Source organism: Porcipelethomonas sp. (assembly GCF_051893655.1).
Lineage (GTDB): Bacteria > Bacillota > Clostridia > Oscillospirales > Ruminococcaceae > Porcipelethomonas.
Window position 1 is genome coordinate 1 of sequence record NZ_JBJFHN010000026.1, and the last position, 20,536, is coordinate 20,536.

A 20,536-nucleotide genomic window follows, 5' to 3' on the forward strand; every position below is an offset into this window, starting at 1 on the left:
TATTTTTTATAATAAAATCAGAATTTGTTCTGAAAAATTCTTCTTTTAACTGAGAATCCATCCGATATTGTGCTGATTCACGGCTTATACCGTCTCTTTTCATAATCCTTTCCGCGCGGAGTTCCTCACGGGAAATAACGGAAATAATAAGTTCGCAGAAATCATCTGCTCTGCTTTCAAACAGTGTTGGAGCGTCAAGCAATATCAGTTTATGGCCTTCGGCAGAAAGCTTTCGTATTGTTTTAAGTATTTCCGCAGTAATATAAGGATATGTAATTGAATTTAAAAGTTCAAGTTTTTTCTTATCAGTAAATACCATGCCTGCAAGCTTGGGACGGTCAAGAGCTCCATTTTCCAAAAGAATATCCCTGCCGAAAAACTCACAGATTTCCTTAAGACACGGCTGTCCCTTTTCAACGACCAGTCTTGAAATATGATCGGCATTTATAACTGAAAATCCATTTTCAGCAAACACTCTGCATACAGTGGTTTTTCCAGCCCCTGTCTGACCAGTAAGTCCAATGACCATTACACCCTCAAGACTGTTCATACCTTTATCACCTCAAATCCCGCTGCTCTTAAAAGGCGATTATATACTGCAAGACCTACTCCGTCTTTTTCAGGAGATCTTACATAAACCTTTTTTGCATGCAGATTGTCAATCTCTCTGAGCCTTGCAAAAATATTATGTGCCTGTTCGCTGCCGTCACTGCCGTATGTCATATAATGACATGGAAGCTGTTTTCCATTATCACTGTCATATATAAGGCAATATGTTGAATCATCACTATTGTTTATAACATATCTGCAAAAATCCGGATAATCTCCGTCGATCAGGATAACATCTGCCTTTGGGGAATAATGTTTATATTTCATTCCCGGAGAAGGCGCAGTTCTCCCCTCTTCAAGTGCATTCAATATTGCCTTGTCAACAATTACATCATCAGCATATTCTGAAAGCATTTCCTTAGTAACAGAACCCGGTCTTAATATTCTTATAGTATTTTCATTTTCAAAAGAAATAACAGTTGATTCCACTCCGTAACGGCATTCTCCTCCGTCAATCACAGCGGAAATTTTTCCGTTCATATCATTTATAACATGTTCAGCCTTTGTAGGACTTGGATATCCTGAACGGTTTGCAGAAGGAGCTGCAACAGGTTTGCTTAATCTGATAAGCTCCCTCATCACAGGATGAGAAGGCATTCTGATTCCAACGGTTTCCAGTCCGCCTGAAGTTTCCAAAGGAACAATATCATTTTTCGGTACAATCATGGTAAGCGGTCCCGGCCAGAATTTTTCTGCAAGGGTATAAAACAGATCCGGTATATCATGTCCCAGTATCTGTACCTGATCAATACTGTAAATATGAACTATCAGCGGATTGTCAGCCGGACGTCCCTTAGCCGCAAAAATTTTTTTCACTGCCATAGGATTCAAAGCGTCTGCTCCCAGACCATAAACTGTTTCAGTAGGTATGCCTACAACGCTGCCTCCCAGTATAAGTTCCGCAGCCTTTTGTATATCTTCAATTGAATCTGATAATAAACTGGTATTTTCCATTTTACTGATTCTGCTGCATTGCAAGCTTGGCTGCCTGATCGGCAGTAGCAAGAGCATCCAGCACTTCCTCCAAATTTCCGTTTAATATTTCTTCTAGTCTGTATATTGTAAGATTAATTCTGTGATCCGTCATTCTGCCCTGAGGATAATTATAAGTTCTGATTCGTTCTGAGCGGTCACCTGTTCCCACCTGAGTTCTTCTTTCAGATGCAATTTTATCATTCTGTTCATTAAGCAGCATTTCATAAAGCCTTGAACGTAAAATTTTCATTGCCTTATCCTTATTTTTAAACTGACTTCTTTCATCCTGACATTCAACCACACAGCCTGTGGGAAGATGAGTTATTCTTACAGCAGATTCTGTTTTGTTAATATGCTGACCGCCTGCACCGCTTGCTCTGAAAACATCAATTTTAAGATCTGTCGGATTAATTTCAAGTTCAACATCATCAGCTTCAACCAGTACGGCAACAGTCACCGTAGACGTGTGTATTCTGCCCTGAGATTCTGTCTCCGGAACACGCTGAACACGGTGAACACCGCTTTCATATTTCAGTCTTGAATAAGCTCCCTCACCCTCTATAGAAAAACTGATTTCCTTGAATCCGCCTAGTTCGGTAGGATGTGCACTTAAAACTTCCTGTTTCCAGCCCTTGGTTTCAGCGTACATTGAGTACATTCTGTAAAGAGAATTTGCAAACAATGCAGCTTCTTCTCCTCCGGCACCCCCACGGATTTCAATTATAACGTTTTTGTCATCATTAGGATCCTTAGGCAAAAGAAGAATTTTAAGTTCATCTGACAGCTTTTCCATATCAGCCTTTGATTCTTCATATTCACTCTGAACCATTTCTTTAAAATCCCTGTCAAGGCCTCCTGCCTCCAGAAGCTCATGAGCCTCGTTAAAGCTGTTTTCAGCCTTTTCATATTCTCTGTATTTTTCTACAATAGGCGTAAGATTTTTAAATTCCTTCATAAGACCAGTAAAAAGCTTCTGGTCATCAGCTACACCCGGTTCAGAAAGCTTATTGCTCAGTTCATTATATCTTTGTTCCATTAATTTTACTTTTTCAATCATCTGTTTAATCCACCTTTAATATCATGACAAATATTAATCTGTATTTTCCCGAATCACTTTTTTTATATTTTTTTCAATTTTATTTCTGGGAATCATAAATTCTCTTCCGCATTTTACACATCTGAGTTTAAAATCCATTCCGGAACGGATAACATACATTTCATTTCCTCCGCAGGGATGATTTTTTTTCATAATCAATATATCCTCAGGTCTTATATCCATTATTGTTCCCTCCCGGCTGAAATTTCCAATATAACCAAAAACAATTTTCTGTAAAAAATCAATTATATTTTATTATACCCCATTTTTTCGTTCAAGGCAATATTTTCTTCAAATATTTTTATATTTTTATACAAAAATAATAAAAAATGAAAGGAGGATTTTATGTTTTCACGAATAACAGGAGAATTTGATCTGATTGAATTTGCTGAATATGCTGCCAGACGTATACGTGAAACAGTAGATGGTGAAAAAAAGATCACTATATATAAAAATAAAAATAAATATAAAAATATGGTCAGGAAAAATAATGAGCCAATACTAACTCACGGAGAAATATTTTATTTGCTGCCAACCGCTATAACTTCCTATAATTATATAACAGCTGTTATTTCCAGACCTGTAAACACTTCCCGGATTGAAGAACCTCTTCTTACCAGATCAGTAAAAATAAAGGTAATTTCTGCCTCTGAAAATAATCATATGATTTCACAGATACTGTTGTCTTTCGGCGGATATGGTATCCATGTAAACGAAATAACCAGTAATAAATAATAAAACTGTTTCATATAAATTAATTACAACATGCTTAATAAACACGTAACCACGGTGTTTCATTAAAGTCAGCAAAAATTATCCGTACCCTTAACCTGACAGGGTACGGATAAATAAAAAAACAGATTCAATGAATCGGAAAGGCAAGGAATAAATGAAAAATTATCTACCTGAAGGCTGTCTTATAAATACGTCTGAAAATATCAGACTCACCGGCAGCTCCGCCGGACTTCATGAGGCAATGGCATCCGGTAAAATTCTTGAATGGCGTGCTTCAATGTGTGACAGCGGGCATAACTTAATTGTTGATCTGCCGACCATGAAGGGCATTATACCACGAATAGAAGGTGCAATTGGAATAGAGGACGGAACTACAAAGGATATTGCCCTGATTTCCAAGGTTAACAAACCCGTATGCTTTAAAGTTATTTCTATAAGTACTGACAGCAACGGAAAAGAAACAGCTGTTCTTTCAAGAAGAGCAGTACAGGAAGAATGCCGAAGCAGATATATTGATTGCCTGTCAGCAGGTGATATAATACCTGCCAGAGTCACTCATCTGGAACAGTTCGGCTGCTTTGTTGACATAGGCAGCGGTATACCGTCCCTTATTCCGATAGATGCCGTATCTGTTTCAAGAATTTCCCATCCAGCAGACAGATTTTATCCCGGTCAGGATATAAAAGTTATTATTAAAAGTATTGACAAGGACAGAATATGGCTATCTCATAAAGAACTTTTAGGTACATGGCAGGAAAATGCAAATATGTTTTCTGCCGGAGAAACAGTTTCAGGCATTGTACGTTCCATTGAGGACTATGGAATATTTATAGAGCTTGCTCCTAATCTTGCAGGACTTGCAGAGCCGCGGGAAGGTGCCAGAGTCGGACAGCATGCAAGTGTTTACATAAAAGCAATAATACCTGAAAAAATGAAGGTAAAGCTTATTGTTGTGGATATTTTTGATGCAGAATACAAACCTTCTCCTCTTAAATATTTTGTTCAAAGCAATCACATTTCTCACTGGCGCTATCCTCCTGAAACTTCAGATAAAATTATTGAAACAAATTTTTAAATAAAACCCGTATTTACGTATCATTTTACGCAAATACGGGTTTTTATATTTCTGGATATCCTAAGCTGTTTAATCTGTACTCAGTTTATATTTACGGCTGTATTCCTGAATAGCGTCCGCATATTCCTTGGATTCCCCCTTATGAATAGTATCAATATATTCATGATGTCTGATATCTTCTTTTCCTAAATTACGGCTTAATACATGAACTGCCACATTAGAGCAATGATCCGCAATACGCTCAATATCCGACAGCATATCCAGGAAATGAACACCTCTGTCAATAGCACATTTTCCTGCTTTAAGACGTTCAATGTGCCTGTTTTTCATCTGATATTCAAGCTGATCTATAGTTTCTTCCAGAGGCTCTATATTTTTTGCAGTTTTAAGATCATCATATTCAACCGCAGTTATCGCCATATCAATAATCTCTGTTACAGCATCAGCAATTATTTCCAGATCGTGAATTGCTTTATCAGACAAACTGTGCCCTTTCTCATGCATTATTTCAGCAGATTCCATTATATTAATTGCATAATCCCCGATTCTTTCAAAATCTGTTATCATATGAAGAAGAGAAGTCACAGCACGGCTTTCGACGGCACTCAGCTCACAGTCGGTAATTGAAACAAGATAAGAATTAAGCTTGTCTTCTGTTCTGTCGATTATATCCTCATACTCCCGGATCTTTTCAACACATTTTGCATCATATTCTGAATGCAGTCCGCAGCTCATTCTGAAATTTTCCTTTGCAAGCTTGCCCATATATGCCAGCGCATTGTTTGAATATTGAATAGCCAGAGAAGGAGATTTCAGGAAACGTGAATCAAGCATATTTTCTCCGGAATCTGCAATAATATCTTCATCATCCTCCGGTTTTGACCTGATTGTAAGAATAGCAAGCTTTTCAAGTACTTTATGAAAAGGTATGAAAAATATAGTTACTATTATATTAAAAACAGTATGGAAGTTCGCAATATCTCCCATATTCATAGTATCATCCCAGAATGGTATCAAATCAAAAGCTCTGAGAACATAAACACATATCAGAAAAAGTACAGTTCCGATAAAGTTAAAATATAAATGAACCACTGCAGCTCTTTTTGCATTTTTGCTGGCACCAATACTTGAAATTATTGATGTTGAACATGTACCTATATTCTGTCCCATAATAATAGGGAAAGCTGCTGCAAATTTCAGTACTCCTGTTCTGGAAACTGCCTGCAAAATACCAATAGAAGCCGAAGAACTTTGAATAAGTGCAGTAACAACAGCACCTGCTAAAATTCCAAGAACCGGATTTTCAAGACTAGCAAACAGATTTTTGAATGCTTCCAGTTCAGAAAGAGGTTCAACTGCTTCCGAAAGAGACAGCATTCCTGTGAACAGTACTCCAAGGCCTATTCCTATATCACCTATAGCCTTTACACTGTCTTTTTTAGCAATAAGAATAAATAAAATACCTATTATCGCCAGCATAGGTGCAAGATAAGTCGGCGTCAGAAATTCCATTACAATACCCAGAGACTGATTTCCTTCAAGATCTCCAAGACGTAAAATCTGTCCGGTAACGGTAGTACCTATATTTGCGCCCATAATAATCCCAACAGCAGAAGACAGCGAAAGAATACCTGAATTAACAAGACCGACAACAATAACCGTCGTTGCGCTGGAGCTTTGAATAACTGCGGTTACCAAAGCACCCAGAACAACTGCTTTAATAATATTGTTAGTAAGCTTTTCAAGGATCTTTTCCATTTTTCCTCCGGAAATCTTTTCCAGACCAGACCCAAGAACATTCATTCCGTAAAGGAGCAAAGCAACTCCGCCGAACATGCAAATGAAGGTTTGAATAATTTGTGATGTAGACATAAATTCCTCCTGAGAATTATCCCCTCATATGTTTTTTATCTTTATTTTACCCATTTTTCACATAGATTTTACACATCCATAATTATTATATCACAGGAAAAATAAAAAGTATAGTGAATAATTCAAAGCCATTGAAATTTGTCATTTATACCACATTAACAATAAATAGAAACGTACAAATTGTACACTTTCAACAAAAATTACAGTTTAAGCTGATTATATTCCATCAGATCCTTACCGCCCATACCTGCTGCCGGAATATTTTTAACCTTATATTTTTTTAAGTTTTCTACCATCTTTTCATCAGCAATTTCTGCATGTTCCAGCACATATTTTCCTTTAAGAGTCATTGCCTGAACGCCTATTGTATCCCTGGAAGATTTAGGACTCAGAAGTTCTGTATTAAATATTATAACCTTTCCGTTTGAGGCTCTGAGCATTATATCCGTGTCTTCCTTAATAAAAAGTATTCCGCAAAGTTTTGATTTTCCTGAATATGCATTGGCAAGTTTCTTTCTGTTGGTTTTGGTTTCATAGGCTTTCACTGGTACTTTCGCCGCCTTTCCGTTTTCAAAAAAGAACAGCATAAAGCCCTCATAGTCAAGCGTACTCGCCATATAAATAAGATCTTCTCCCTCATCAAACCCAAGCTTTGCAGGCACATAATCGCCCAGTACGCTCGCCTTTGTATCATCAAATGCAGATGCTTTTGATTTATAAACCTGGCATTTATCAGTGAAGAAAAGAAGTTCTGTAAGGTTTGTAGCTTCTGTGCGGATCATGATCTTATCTCCCTCTTTAAGCTTCTGTTCATTGCTCATTCGCAGAGACTGAGGAGTTATTTTCTTAAAATATCCGCTTTCAGAAAGAAACAGATTTACAGGATAATCCGGAATTTCTTCATCAATATCAATATCTTCAATATCATTTTTATAGAAAAACATAGTATTTCTGGGTTTACTATATTTTTTTATTATATCTTTAAGTTCAGAAACAATTATATTTCTTATTTTCTTTTTACTTGACAGAATATCTTCCATTTCTGCAATTTCTTTTTCAAGAGCTTCAATTTCATTCAGCCGATTAAGAATATACTCCCGATTTAAATGTCTCAGCTTTATTTCTGCAACGTATTCTGCCTGAATTTCGTCTATACCGAAGCCTATCATAAGATTTGAAACCACTTCATTTTCTTCTTCAGTTTCTCTTACAATTTTAATCGCCTTATCTATATCAAGAAGAATCTTGCCAAGACCCTTTAACAGATGCAGTTTATCCTTCTTTTTATTCAGATCAAAATAAACACGTCGTTTTACACATTCTTCTCTGAACGCTATCCACTCTTCCAGTATTTCACGGACACCCATAACCTTAGGCACTCCGCCGATAAGTATATTGAAATTACATGCAAAATTATCCTGCAAAGGCGTCAGCTTAAAAAGTTTGTTCATCAGCTTGTCCGGATCAGTACCTCTTTTAAGGTCAATTGCAATTTTCAGACCGCTTAAATCCGTTTCATCACGAATATATGAAATTTCTCGGATTTTACCTGCCTTAATAAGCTCAATAATTTTTTCAATAATTGCTTCAATAGTAGTACTATAAGGTATCTGAGTTATTTCAATACAGTTTGCAGATTTGTCATAATTATATTTTGACCGCAGCTTTATCGAACCTCTGCCGGTTTCATAAAGTGCTTTCATTTCGTCCTCATCGTAAAGCATAAATCCGCCGCCTGGAAAATCAGGACCTTTTAAAGTACTGATAATATCATGCTCCGGATTTTTTATTAACGCTATACATGTTTCACATACCTCAGCCAGATTAAACGGGCATACACTGCTTGCCATAGAAACAGCAATACCCATATTTGCATTTACCAGAACAGTCGGAAACGCAGCAGGCAGCAAGGTCGGTTCGGTAGTTGAGTTATCATAGTTCGGAACAAAATCAACTGTATTTTTATCAATATCCCTGAAAAGCTCATTACATATCGGATCAAGCTTTACTTCTGTATATCTTGATGCCGCATATGCCATATCTCTTGAATATGCCTTACCGAAATTGCCTTTTGAATCAACATATGGATGCAGAAGGGTTTCATTGCCCCGTGAAAGACGAACCATTGTTTCATAAATTGCACCGTCACCGTGAGGATTGAGCTTCATAGTCTCCCCTACAACATTTGCAGATTTAGTACGCTTTCCGGTTAAAAGCCCCTGCTTATACATAGTGTACAAAAGCTTTCTGTGAGACGGTTTGAATCCGTCGATTTCCGGTAATGCTCTTGAAACAATAACGCTCATGGCGTATGGCATATAGTTTTTTTCAAGAGTATCCGTGATTTTTTCATCTATTACTACACCGGCATTTTCTATAAAAGCATCCGGTACATTTTTCTTTTTAGGTGTTTTTCCTTTATCAGATTTTCTTGCCATTTATTTTTCACTCTCCTTCTCACAAGTAAATATGCTACTATGATATATCAGCCATTTCCAGATAATCGCTGCCAAACTCTGCGATATGATCTTTTCTGCCCTGAAGATTGTCTCCTAAAAGCATATCGAACATAGCGGCTGTGGCTTCCATATCAGCCGGAGAAACCTTGATAAGTCTTCTTGTTTCAGGATTCATTGTAGTAAGCGACATCATTTCCGGTTCGTTCTCACCAAGACCTTTTGAACGCTGAAGCGTAAACTTTTTATCACCTATCATTTCAAGAATATCTGTTTTTTCTTTCTCATTATAAGCAAAATACGTTTTATCCTTTGTGGTTATTTCAAAAAGCGGTGATTCCGCAATGTAAACATAACCTTTTTCAATCAGAGTAGGAGTAAGCCTGTAAAGCATTGTAAGCACCAATGTTCTTATCTGAAAACCGTCAACATCAGCATCCGTACATATAACTACTTTACTCCACCTGAAATTGTCCAGATTAAATGAAGATATATCCTTATTTGCTTTTGATGTAACTTCAACGCCGCAGCCCAATACCTTTATAAGATCAGTAATAATATCATTTTTAAATATTTTGTTATAATCAGCTTTAAGGCAATTAAGTATTTTTCCTCTTATAGGTATAACCGCCTGAAATTCAGCTTCTCTTGCAAGTTTTACAGCACCAAGGGCAGAATCTCCCTCCACTATATAAAGTTCTCGTCTGCTTACATCCTTTGTACGGCAGTCAACAAACTTCTTGACCATATTTGAAAGGTCTATAGTTCCGGCAAGCTTCTTTTTCAGATTCAGACGTGTTTTCTCAGCATTTTCACGGCTTCTTTTGTTAACCATTACCTGTTCGGCAATTTTCAATGCTTCATCGGGATTTTCAATAAAATATACTTCAAGCTGATGCTTTAAAAAGTCGGTCATTGCTTCATAAATAAATTTATTGGTGATCGCTTTTTTAGTCTGGTTTTCATATGAAGTCTGAGTTGAAAATGAAGATGATACCAATATAAGACAATCCTGAACATCATCAAATGTAATCTTCTTTTCATTTTTCAGGTACTTGTTATTCTGCTTTAAATAAGCATCAATCTGAGAAACAAATGCCTGTTTGACAGCACGCTCCGGGGAACCTCCATGCTCCAGAAAGCTTGAGTTATGATAATATTCAATTTTATTTATTTTATTTGAAAATGTCAGCGCAAATGACATTTTCACTTTGTACTCCGGCTTATCTTCACGGTCACGGCCTTTGCGGTCCGCACTCCAGTTCTGAACCGATGTAAGATTATTTCCGTCTGCAATTTCATTTACATAATCCGATATACCGTTTTCATAAATAAATTCTGTTTCCTCAAAACTGCCGTCCTCTTTCTGGAAACGGTAGACAAAAAGAAGATTCGGATTAACAACGGCTTGCCTTTTCAGAACATCACGAAAATATTCATCTCTTACATTAATATCCGTAAATACATCCAGATCCGGTTTCCATCTCGTTCTTGTTCCCGTCTGCTTTTTTGAAGTCTTTTCCTTTTTAAGACCGCCGATATTTTCACCTTTTTCAAAATGAAGATTATATTTATAGCCGTCCCTTATTATTTCGACATCCATAAATTCAGATGAAAACTGAGTAGCACAAAGACCAAGTCCGTTCAGTCCCAGAGAATATTCATACATATCTGAGCTGTCATCATATTTTCCTCCGGCATACAATTCACAGTAAACAAGCTCCCAGTTAAACCTGTCTTCTGTTTTATTATAGTCAACCGGACAGCCTCGTCCGAAATCTTCCACTTCAATTGTATTATCATTATATTTAGTTACTATTATTTTATTTCCAAATCCAGAACGTGCCTCATCAATGGAATTGGATATAACCTCAAATACGGAATGCTCACATCCGTCAAGACCGTCCGAACCGAAAATAACACCCGGACGCTTTCTTACCTTATCCGGACCTTTAAGCATTGTAATACTTTCATTACCATAATCCTGCTGTTTATTTGCCATTTTTTCTCCTTTCCGAATTTCTAAAATTACTTCCAAACCCTTTAATCATAACACATTCTAAAATTATTTGCAAGTAAAATAATTTTATGTATATTTTACAGATATGAACCAATATGAAATTCAGTGTAAAAAAAGTGCAGATACAGCATATTCGCAGTATCTGCACATCATTTAATCATAAAATTAAATCAAATTTTAATTCAAAGCATATTATATCAGTCAGCAAACATAGGTGTTGACAAATATCTTTCACCAGTATCAGGTAAAAGTGCAACAATTGTTTTTCCCTTATTTTCCGGACGTTTTGCAAGCTCTATTGCTGCCCATACTGCTGCACCTGAAGAAATACCGACAAGAACGCCTTCAGATCTTGCAATCCTTCTGCCTGTTTCAAATGCATCTTCATTTTCAACGGCAATAATTTCATCATATATATCAGTATCAAGAGTTTCCGGAACAAAACCAGCACCTATGCCCTGAATTTTATGAGGACCTGATACTCCTTCGGACAATACTGGTGAACCCTTAGGTTCAACAGCAACGACCTTGACATCTGCATTTTTTGACTTGAGATATTTTCCCACACCGCTTACAGTACCGCCAGTACCAACGCCTGCAACAAAAATATCAACAGTTCCGTCAGTATCATCCCAGATTTCTACACCTGTTGTTTTTTCATGAATTGCCGGATTTGCCGGATTTGTAAACTGTGAAGGAATAAAGCTTCCCGGAATTTCCTTTGCAAGCTCAGAAGCCTTTGCAATCGCACCGCTCATACCCTTTGTACCATCAGTCAGAACAAGTTCAGCACCATATGCTTTCATCAGATTACGGCGCTCAACACTCATAGTTTCAGGCATTGTGATTATAAGACGATATCCTCTTGCAGCTGCCACAGATGCAAGACCTATTCCTGTATTTCCGCTTGTAGGCTCAATAATTACACTGCCAGGCTTCAAAAGACCTTTTTGCTCTGCATCGTCAATCATAGCTTTTGCAATTCTGTCTTTAACACTTCCAGCCGGATTAAAATATTCCAGCTTGCCATAAATATTTGCCTGAAGGTTTTCTTCATTTTCAATGTGCGTCAGTTCAAGAATTGGCGTATTACCAACAAGATCTGTAATTTTTTTATAAATTTTCATAATTGCATTCTCCTTTTATAATATTTATTCTGATATCCTATCTGATTAGTATGTATTATACCACTTTATCCCTAGCATGTCAATATGAATTCAGGATATTTTTAATTTTTGTTGATTTTCAATAAAATAATAACAAATTTTTGTGCAATGATTGTACAAAAAAAGGAGTCTTATAAACTCCTTTTGAAATTAAGTTTAATTTACCAAAGCTTTGAATAAATATTCAGTACATCCTGCTTTGTAACAGCTTTTATAGTATTTGCCGGACTTCCGCTTGCAATAGCATCATCCGCCATTTTATCTGCCAGACTAAAAAAATTATCCTTGTCAATTCCATATTCTGCAAGCGTAGGGACTTCACATATTCTGCAAATCTCTGCTAATCCCTCAAGGAATTTTTCAGCAGCAGTTTTATCGTCATCATCCTGCTTAGCTGTACCTGTTGCACGTCCTAAATCAGCAAATTTTTCATATGCTCCGTCAAGAGCAAAGGACATACATTTTTCAAGAAGCATTGCATTTGAAATACCATGAGCAATGTGGAAATTCGCACCGATAGGACGGCTCATGCCATGAACTATTGTAACTGACGCATTGTTTATTGCAATTCCTGCTTCCAAAGCCGCAACCGACATCTCCTCACGAGCCTTTTTGTCAGAACCATCCTTATATGCTCTTGGCAGATACTTAAAAATTCTTTTTACTGCTGATACTGCAACTGCATCAGTCAGCGGCTGTGCTTTTCTTGATGTATATGATTCTACCGCATGTGTCAAAGCGTCCAGACCTGTTGCAGCTGTAATGTTTCTGGGAGAAGTTGAAGAAAATACAGGATCTATTATCGCAATATCAGGTATAAGAACTGTTCCTTTGAGAAGCATCTTTATATCTTTTTCGCTGTCAGTAATTACTGTAAACTGAGTTGCCTCAGAGCCTGTTCCGGCAGTTGTAGGAATCGCAGCCATAGGCGGAAGATCACCTGTAATAGTTTTTCCCATATAATCGGAAATTTTACCGCCGTTTGCTGAAAGTGCCGCAATCGCCTTAATTGAATCCAGAGGGCTTCCTCCTCCGATTCCTATAAGAAAATCACAGCCTTCCTTTTTATAAGCCGCAAGACCTTCATCAATCATTTTATCTGTTGGTTCACCGGTAATTCCTGTAAAAATACTGTAAGCTATGCCCAGCTTATCAAGCATTTCAGTTACACTGCGGAAACAATCAAGCTTTACTACATGCTTTCCGGTAACAATAAGAGCTTTCGTTCCCAGCTTTTTTATGTATTCAGCTGAATCGGCAACCGCATTTTCCCCCATTATTATTTTCTTCGGGACAATAAATTCTCTGCTCATTTTTTACACCTCTGTGAAAATTCAAAGGGCGGTAAAATTCCGCCCTTTATTTAATTTGTTAAGTGCTGTGACCCTTTCAGTATTTCATTAGTCTTTATCTGCTTTTAATACTGCGTTCAGCATAACACTTGCACCCTCTGTACAATGCTCAACAGATGAAAATTCCGGCTCGCAGTGTGACAAACCGTCCTTTGACTGAACAAAAATCATTGTTGTAGGCAGCATATATGCTGCAAACTGTGCATCATGTCCGGCTCCCGAATGAATGTACTGATGGCTTATTCCAAGTTCTTCAGCAGATTCCTTTACATAACCTACCAGTTTCTTGTCCCAATACACAGTATCTCTGTTCCATGCTCTTTCAACCTTGCATGTACAGCCAGCCCATTCCCTGCCCTCACAGCTTTTTACAACTGCAAGAACTTTTTTAAGTACTTCAGCATCTTCATGTCTTACATCAATTGAAAAATCAACATAATCCGGAACGCATGTATGAACACATGGATGACATACTATTTCACCTGTTGTATAAACCAGATCACTGTAACCGAGCTTATCAATTTCCTCATGAAGATAACAGAGTGCCTTTGCTGCTGCGAACAATGCGTCACGTCTTTTAGGCATCGGGAATGTTCCGGCATGGGTAGTCTGTCCGTAAAATTTAATACGGTAATTGAACATACCCAGAACGCAGTCAACAACACCCACATCATTTCCGGCATCTTCAAGAATAGGTCCCTGTTCAATATGAGTTTCAAACATATACATATATTTTTCAGGACAAAGTCTGTATTTCTTATCGCCCTTAAATTCTGAATTATTCAGTGCTTCTCCGAATGTTGTTTTTCCGTCAAGAATGCTCTTTGAATTCATCATATCTTCATATCGGAAATTGCAGCCGATATCTTCAGGAAGATAATCATTGCATACAATACCTGAACACATCATGGCAGGCGGATAAAGTGAACCTTCTTCATTTGTCCATATCATTGCAGTGAGAGGATGCTTATGGGGAATTTTTTCAGCTGTAACTGTTTCCAGAACTTCCATAGCACTCATAACACCCAGAATACCGTCATAATTTCCGCCGTTTTTAACAGAATCACAGTGTGACGCCATTACTATTCTCTTTGCGTCCGGATCAGTACCCGGAATAGTTGCATACATATTTGCAAGATCATCAATTTCTATTACCGCTCCGATTGCTTCCATACGTTTTCTGAATTCGTTTCTCGCCATTACTGCTGCCGGAGAAAGTGAATATCTTGTAATTCCTCCGTGTCCGGCATCTCCGAACTTACTGAATGTTTTTATTTTATCGTCCATTCTTTCAGTACTGCATTTATACATAACGACCAGCCTTTCTTTAATATATTTTTACGATTTCCTTTTTAATCCCATAAATAACGCCTTATTTTCCGATCATAGCGTCAACATCATTCAAAACTTCATCAACCTTTTCCATTTCCTCACGAACCTGTTCTTCTGTAATAATAAGAGGAGGAGTTACAAGAATCATATTTTCATGAGAATATGTCATAAATCCCTTTGCTTTAAGTTTTCCGATAATCGAACCCATAATACCCTCAGGATCTTTTCCGTATGAAACCAGAGGCTCTTTTGTTTCACGGTCTTTAACAAGCTCAATTGCAGAAAACAGACCGATATATCTTACATCGCCAACACAAGGATGCTTTTTCTTGAGTTCCTCAAGAGTTTCGCCCAGTACCTTGCCGGACTTATTTACATTTTCCAGAATATTTGCTGATTCATAATAATCAAGACAAGCACATCCGGCAGCACATGCAAGAGGATGTCCGCTGTATGTAAGTCCGCATGAAAGTACATGATCTTCAAAATAATCAGCAATTTTCTGGCTTACACATACGCCGCCCAGCTGAACATATCCGCATGTAACACCCTTTGCAAAGCTTACAATATCAGGCTTTACATCAAAGTTTTCAAAAGCAAACATTTTTCCTGTTCTTCCAAAGCCTGCCATAACTTCGTCACAGATCATCATTATGCCGAATTCATCACAGATTTTACGAACACCTTTCAGATAACCTTCCGGCGGAATTATAACGCCATTGGAACCTGTAATAGTTTCCATGACAATTGCCGCAACACTGTCCGGTCCTTCATAAATTATCTGTTCACGAAGCTTGGAAACATAATAATCAGCAGCTGCTTTTTCAGATTCAAAATTTATTTTTTCTCTGTATACATAAGGATCAAAAAATTTCACAAATCCAGGGATACCAGGTTCGAGAGGATAACGTCTTGGTTCACCTGTAAGATTTCCTGCACCGAATGTAGAACCATGATAGCTTCTGTAACGTGAGAAAATCTTATTTCTTCCAGTATACATTCTTGCAATCTTAATTGCGTTTTCATTGGCATCTGCACCGCCGTTTGTGAAAAATACCTTTGCCATATTGTCAGGCATAAGATCAACGATTTTCTTTGCCAGAACAGCTCTCGGCTCACTGCCGTACGCAGGAGAAATATAACAGTATTTTTCAGTCTGAGCCTTTATTGCCTCATTAATTTCCTTATTGCCATGGCCCACATTCAGATTAACCAGCTGGGATGACATATCAGTATATCTGTTTCCGTCAAAATCCCACATATAAATACCTTCAGCTTTTGCAATCGGTATCGGGTTCAGACCCTTCTGCTTCGCCCATGACTGTAAAACATATTTTGTCTGCAAATTTTTAACTTCTTCACCTGTCATTTTAAAAACCTCCATTTTTATTAACGCTTAATATATCATGTGCACAAAATGCAAGACGAAGATTTGTACGGTCTTCATCGTTCAGCTCAACATTCAATATCTCACGTATTACTTTCATTTTATAATTTACAGTGTTTCTGTGTACTCCTGTCTGCTGTGCCGCAGACTGTACACTGCCGCTGTTTTCAAGATAGATCCTCAGAGTACTGGTATAATCTGTACCATGCTCCTCATCATATTTTATAAGCTTTCCGATATTTTCATCAGCATAGCTCTTTAAAAGCTCTTTATTTTCTATGCCTAACAAAAGCTTATAAATACCTATATCTTCATATTTTACAATACTTGTATTTTTTATCTGTGATACATAAAAAGCAGAAATTGCTTCCCTGTAGCATACTGGAACGCCCCCATACCCCTGATTTGAAGATGAAATACCCATCTGGATTTTTATTTCAGGTTTTTCATTCATAATATTTTTCACTGCTGAAAAAAACATTTCCATTTCCTTTTCAGAACCATTCTGCCTTACGGCAATCAGTCTGCCGTCCTGAATAAACATACAAACGGAATTTGACATTTTTCTGAAGGCTTTTCGTATGAATGAATATCCCGTACTTCCGGCTTTGCTTTCACAGTGCTTTCCGTTATCGGTAATACTCGCTGAAATAATAGTGTAATCTGAATTTTTTCTGAATCCGGCACGTTCAAGAAATGATTCATAGTCTTCCTTTTTTTCCGGACTGAAAATAAGATTTCTGAAAGACTCTGCCAATACAAATTCTTTTTTCTCATTCTCTATAATTCTATGGCATAGTTCATATGTAATATCAATTATATGAACATCCCATGGAATGGTAAAAAGCGGAAGATTGTTTTTTTCACAGTAAACTATCACCTTTGAAGGTACAGAATCTATATACGGTCCTATATTGACAACAATCCCGGAAGCATTGCTTTTTTTTAGTCCCTTTACAAATTCAAGAAGCCATTCATTTCCGCAGTGGGCTATACCTGTTGTGAATACAAGCTCGTTTCCATGAAGAAAATCAGGAACCTTAATATCCTCAACCATATGCACCCATCGGACTATATTATCAAGACCTTTTTTTCCTGCAATCAGATTCATATCATACATTTTTTCAGTATTGGCACAAATCTGAGCAATCGTAATCGCCATATTATCACCGCTTTTTTACACGCTTTCCAGCACTGATTGCATCTGTCGGACAGACAAGCCTGCATAATTGACAGCCCACGCACTTTTTACCAATAAGGCTTATATTTCTTGTTTCAGTATCAAAGGCAATTGCCTGATGTCCGCCGTCCATACATGAAATATAGCATCTTCCACAGCCTATACATTTGCTTTTATCAAACATGGGATATGATACAGTATCACGGGAAAGCTCCTCAGCCGGAACAACATTATCAAGTGCAGCACCGACAATATCCGAAAGCCTGCTTATTTTATGCTCTGACATATATCTTTTCATACCGGAAATAAGATCTTCCACAATACGGTATCCATACTGCATCACTGCAGTTGTTATCTGGATATTCGAGCTTCCCAGAAGAATAAACTCCAATGCATCATGCCATGTTTCAATTCCTCCTATTCCGCTGATAGGAACTCCTTTAAGCTCCGGACATTTTGCCATATCATGAATAAATCTCAAAGCTATTGGCTTTACTGCCTTTCCGGAATAACCGCCCACAGATGATTTTCCGGAAATATCTGGATATGAAGACATTGTATCTTCATTAATATTTGTTATACTTTTTATGGTATTTATTGCTGCAAGTCCGTCTGCACCAGATTTCACAGCTGCTGTTGCCGGAATTTCCATGTGTCCGATATTAGGAGTCATTTTGGCGAGAACAGGTATATGAGTACCTTTTTTAGTTGCTTCAGTATATCTGCTTACAAGCTCAGGATTCTGACCGACATCAGAACCAAGTCCATCGCCAACCATTTGAGGACATGAAAAATTACATTCAATAATATCAGCTCCGGCTTCTGTTACAAGTCTTGCAAGCTCTGTCCATTCTTCTTCATTTCGTCCCATAATAGACGCTACAAGTATTTTTTCAGGATAGTTTTCCTTAAGACGACGAAAAATTTCAAGATTTTCTTCAAGGGGATGATCGGATATCTGCTCAAGATTTTTAAATCCCACAAAAGGAGTACCTTCCTTGTGTATAGAATCAAACCTCGGTGAAAGCTCATCCGGAATTAAAAATCCAACCGTTTTATAAACCACACCGCCCCATCCGGCATCAAACGCTCTTGCACACATTTCATAATTTCCGGCTACTATTGAGGATGACAGAAAAAACGGATTTTCACAATGCACTCCGCAAAAATCAATTGACAAATCAGGTTCAGGATCAATTTCTGTTTTCTCAGGTAATTTTCCGGCAATCTGTCTGATACGAAGCGGAAAATCATAATGAATACATGCATTCTCACATTCACCAGGACAAACACTGCAAACACTGCTGTCAAGCTTCAATGATGCTGCCTTTTCATTTTCAAATCTTACAGAGCGTATTGCTCCCGCCGGATCCATACCACTTTTACATGCACTGGTACATGACGGCTCAAAGCACATGAGACATCTTGCACATTCTTCTCTGAGTATAAATGAATCTCCGGTTTTCATCTCACAACCTCCTTAGTATTGTTATAATTAAAAGCAAAAGGCAATGAAACCTGTAAATTACAAGCTCCATTGCCCTTTGATTATAATTATTTTTAATTTCAATTTTTTGCTTTCCTTTTATGCTCTAATTATAACACGAATATTTTAAAAGTCAACTTCATCAAAAAATGTTTAGCTATTTCTTACATTTTCCACATAATCCGATTTAATTTCAATAGCATTATTGACATATTTTTTAAATTATCAAATCAAATCAGTGTGCTGAGATATTTCATTGTGCTTTGGCATATATGCTTCAGCACAAAAGCTATTAAAGTCCGGCTTCCCATTCCCAGTTTCTTAGTTCAAGTTCTGTCAGATCATAAGGAGTAGACTGATAAATACAGTAATTCAACCAGTTTGAAAACATAAGATTAGCATGACATCTCCATGTGAAATCCGGAACAGACTGTGGATTATTACCGGGAAAATAATTTACCGGTAATGAAATATCCATACCCTTTTGCTTATCACGTCTGTATTCCTCTGCCAATGTTTCACGGTCATATTCAGCATGTCCCATAATAAAATACTGTCTGCCGTTTTTATTTGCAATTATATGTACTCCTGCTTCTTCAGAAGATGCCAGAATCTGAAGATTACTGATTTTTTCAATATCTTCTCTCAGTAATGTTGTATGACGTGAATGCGGAACCATAAAAACATCATCAAACCCCTTTAAAAGCTGTGCATTTGGTAGCTCAACTTTATGGGGAAAAATTCCGAAAAGCTTTTCAGGAAGAATATATTTTGGTATTCCAAAATGATAGTACAATGCTGCCTGAGCTCCCCAGCATATATGAAGAGTAGAAAATACATTTTTCTTACTCCATTCCATTATCCGGCAAATTTCATTCCAGTAATCTACCTGTTCAAACTCAAGCTGTTCCACCGGCGCACCAGTAATAATCATTCCATCATATCTGTTATTTTTTATTTGTTCAAAATTTGTGTAGAAATTACTCAGATGACTCACAGGCGTATTTTTAGATTTGTGAGATTCAAGATTTAAAAGTTCAATATCAACCTGAATAGGAGTATTGCTGAGCAGTCTCATAAGCTGAGTTTCTGTTTCAATTTTTTTAGGCATTATATTCAAAATAATTATTTTAAGCGGTCTTATATCCTGATGCTCTGCTCTCTCCTTTGGCATAACGAATATATTTTCATCAATAAGCTTTTTAAATGCCGGAAGCTCATGCGGTATTCTGATAGGCAATATTGACACCCCCTTGAATATATTTAAAAGGCGAACAACCGTCCGCCTTTTATCATAGAACTTTCTCTAAATCATAATCAAACCGGATGAATCTGCTTCTGAGCGTCGGAATGCTCGCCGTCAATACCGTATTTTTTATTTCTGCGTTTTTCAAAGAATTTAACGGCAACCTGTCCGAACTGTGCGTAGCTTAAAACATCTTCTTCCTGCTCAGTCCATTCAGCGCACTCCTTCTTAAGCTTATCAAGCTCAGGTTCAAGAAGATCAGCCGGACGGCAGTCGATAGGAGCCTCATCACCGATAATTTTCTTTCTGAATTCAGGATCAATCGGAACAGGAGTCTTGCCGTATTCTCCTCTGACGATGCCCTTGAATTCCTTTGTAACCATCTTATAGCGTTCACCCATAATTACATTGAACACAGCCTGTGTTCCGACAATCTGTGAAGAAGGAGTAACGAGCGGCGGATAACCTGCATCTTTTCTTACTCTCGGAACTTCCTTGAGAACCTCTTCAAGCTTGTCCTCCTTGCCTGCCTGCTTGAGCTGTGAAAGA

At 37.5% G+C, this 20,536-nt stretch carries 16 protein-coding genes and 1 pseudogene; 2 read left to right on the top strand and 15 right to left on the bottom strand.

Features of this window, described 5'->3' with window-relative positions:
- From coaE to ACI4WO_RS01460, 4 genes are all read right to left on the bottom strand, one after another.
- Positions 1-550 (bottom strand): dephospho-CoA kinase (gene coaE, locus ACI4WO_RS01445; RefSeq protein WP_439805780.1); only part of this gene is annotated, 550 nt, incomplete at its 3' end.
- Entirely contained in the window at positions 547-1,563 is a 1,017-nt protein-coding gene (locus ACI4WO_RS01450) for an L-threonylcarbamoyladenylate synthase (protein ID WP_439805781.1), read from the bottom strand. The genes coaE and ACI4WO_RS01450, both read right to left, overlap by 4 nt.
- Position 1,564: 1 nt before the next feature.
- On the bottom strand, positions 1,565-2,641 hold the full coding sequence (gene prfA / locus ACI4WO_RS01455; RefSeq protein WP_439805782.1) for a peptide chain release factor 1: 1,077 nt from the start codon (positions 2,639-2,641) through the stop codon (positions 1,565-1,567).
- Between the two features lie 33 nt (positions 2,642-2,674).
- Positions 2,675-2,863 (bottom strand): DUF951 domain-containing protein, encoded by a 189-nt coding sequence (locus tag ACI4WO_RS01460; RefSeq protein ID WP_439805783.1) that lies wholly within the window; start codon positions 2,861-2,863, stop codon positions 2,675-2,677.
- 162 nt (positions 2,864-3,025) lie between these two features.
- Between ACI4WO_RS01460 and ACI4WO_RS01465 the strand changes: the two genes are divergently transcribed.
- Positions 3,026-3,415: a hypothetical protein gene (locus tag ACI4WO_RS01465; RefSeq protein WP_439805784.1), complete on the top strand. Its 390-nt coding sequence runs from the start codon at positions 3,026-3,028 to the stop codon at positions 3,413-3,415.
- 154 nt (positions 3,416-3,569) lie between these two features.
- Positions 3,570-4,490 (top strand): S1 RNA-binding domain-containing protein, encoded by a 921-nt coding sequence (locus tag ACI4WO_RS01470; protein ID WP_439805785.1) that lies wholly within the window; start codon positions 3,570-3,572, stop codon positions 4,488-4,490.
- 69 nt (positions 4,491-4,559) lie between these two features.
- Here the strand turns inward: ACI4WO_RS01470 and ACI4WO_RS01475 are convergent, their stop codons facing one another.
- The 11 genes and pseudogenes from ACI4WO_RS01475 to ACI4WO_RS01525 all read right to left on the bottom strand — a co-directional run.
- A complete protein-coding gene (locus tag ACI4WO_RS01475; RefSeq protein ID WP_439805786.1) occupies positions 4,560-6,362 on the bottom strand; it encodes a Na/Pi cotransporter family protein in 1,803 nt (600 codons plus the stop codon).
- A gap of 200 nt (positions 6,363-6,562) precedes the next feature.
- On the bottom strand, positions 6,563-8,800 hold the full coding sequence (locus tag ACI4WO_RS01480; RefSeq protein WP_439805787.1) for a DNA gyrase subunit A: 2,238 nt from the start codon (positions 8,798-8,800) through the stop codon (positions 6,563-6,565).
- A 37-nt stretch (positions 8,801-8,837) separates the two neighbouring features.
- Entirely contained in the window at positions 8,838-10,820 is a 1,983-nt protein-coding gene (locus ACI4WO_RS01485; RefSeq protein WP_439805788.1) for a DNA gyrase/topoisomerase IV subunit B, read from the bottom strand.
- A gap of 215 nt (positions 10,821-11,035) precedes the next feature.
- The gene (gene cysK / locus ACI4WO_RS01490; RefSeq protein WP_439805789.1) at positions 11,036-11,965 is read right to left on the bottom strand and encodes a cysteine synthase A; all 930 of its coding nucleotides are present in this window, start codon (positions 11,963-11,965) and stop codon (positions 11,036-11,038) included.
- Between the two features lie 200 nt (positions 11,966-12,165).
- The gene (locus ACI4WO_RS01495; protein ID WP_439805790.1) at positions 12,166-13,317 is read right to left on the bottom strand and encodes an iron-containing alcohol dehydrogenase; all 1,152 of its coding nucleotides are present in this window, start codon (positions 13,315-13,317) and stop codon (positions 12,166-12,168) included.
- Positions 13,318-13,404: 87 nt separating this feature from the next.
- The gene (locus ACI4WO_RS01500; protein ID WP_439805791.1) at positions 13,405-14,667 is read right to left on the bottom strand and encodes a Zn-dependent hydrolase; all 1,263 of its coding nucleotides are present in this window, start codon (positions 14,665-14,667) and stop codon (positions 13,405-13,407) included.
- 61 nt (positions 14,668-14,728) lie between these two features.
- Positions 14,729-16,057 carry an aminotransferase class III-fold pyridoxal phosphate-dependent enzyme gene (locus ACI4WO_RS01505; protein WP_439805792.1) on the bottom strand — a complete coding sequence of 443 codons (1,329 nt, stop codon included), beginning with the start codon at positions 16,055-16,057 and terminating at the stop codon, positions 14,729-14,731.
- A gap of 1 nt (position 16,058) precedes the next feature.
- Positions 16,059-17,237 (bottom strand): PucR family transcriptional regulator, encoded by a 1,179-nt coding sequence (locus ACI4WO_RS01510; RefSeq protein WP_439805793.1) that lies wholly within the window; start codon positions 17,235-17,237, stop codon positions 16,059-16,061.
- A 4-nt stretch (positions 17,238-17,241) separates the two neighbouring features.
- Positions 17,242-18,723, bottom strand: coding sequence for an NAD-dependent dihydropyrimidine dehydrogenase subunit PreA (gene preA, locus ACI4WO_RS01515; protein ID WP_439805794.1), 1,482 nt, complete (start codon positions 18,721-18,723; stop codon positions 17,242-17,244).
- Positions 18,724-19,033: 310 nt separating this feature from the next.
- Positions 19,034-19,981, bottom strand: a complete 948-nt coding sequence (gene metA, locus ACI4WO_RS01520; protein WP_439805795.1) for a homoserine O-acetyltransferase MetA — start codon at positions 19,979-19,981, stop codon at positions 19,034-19,036.
- A gap of 77 nt (positions 19,982-20,058) precedes the next feature.
- Positions 20,059-20,536, bottom strand: a pseudogene (locus ACI4WO_RS01525) (oxaloacetate decarboxylase subunit alpha); the annotation flags it as partial.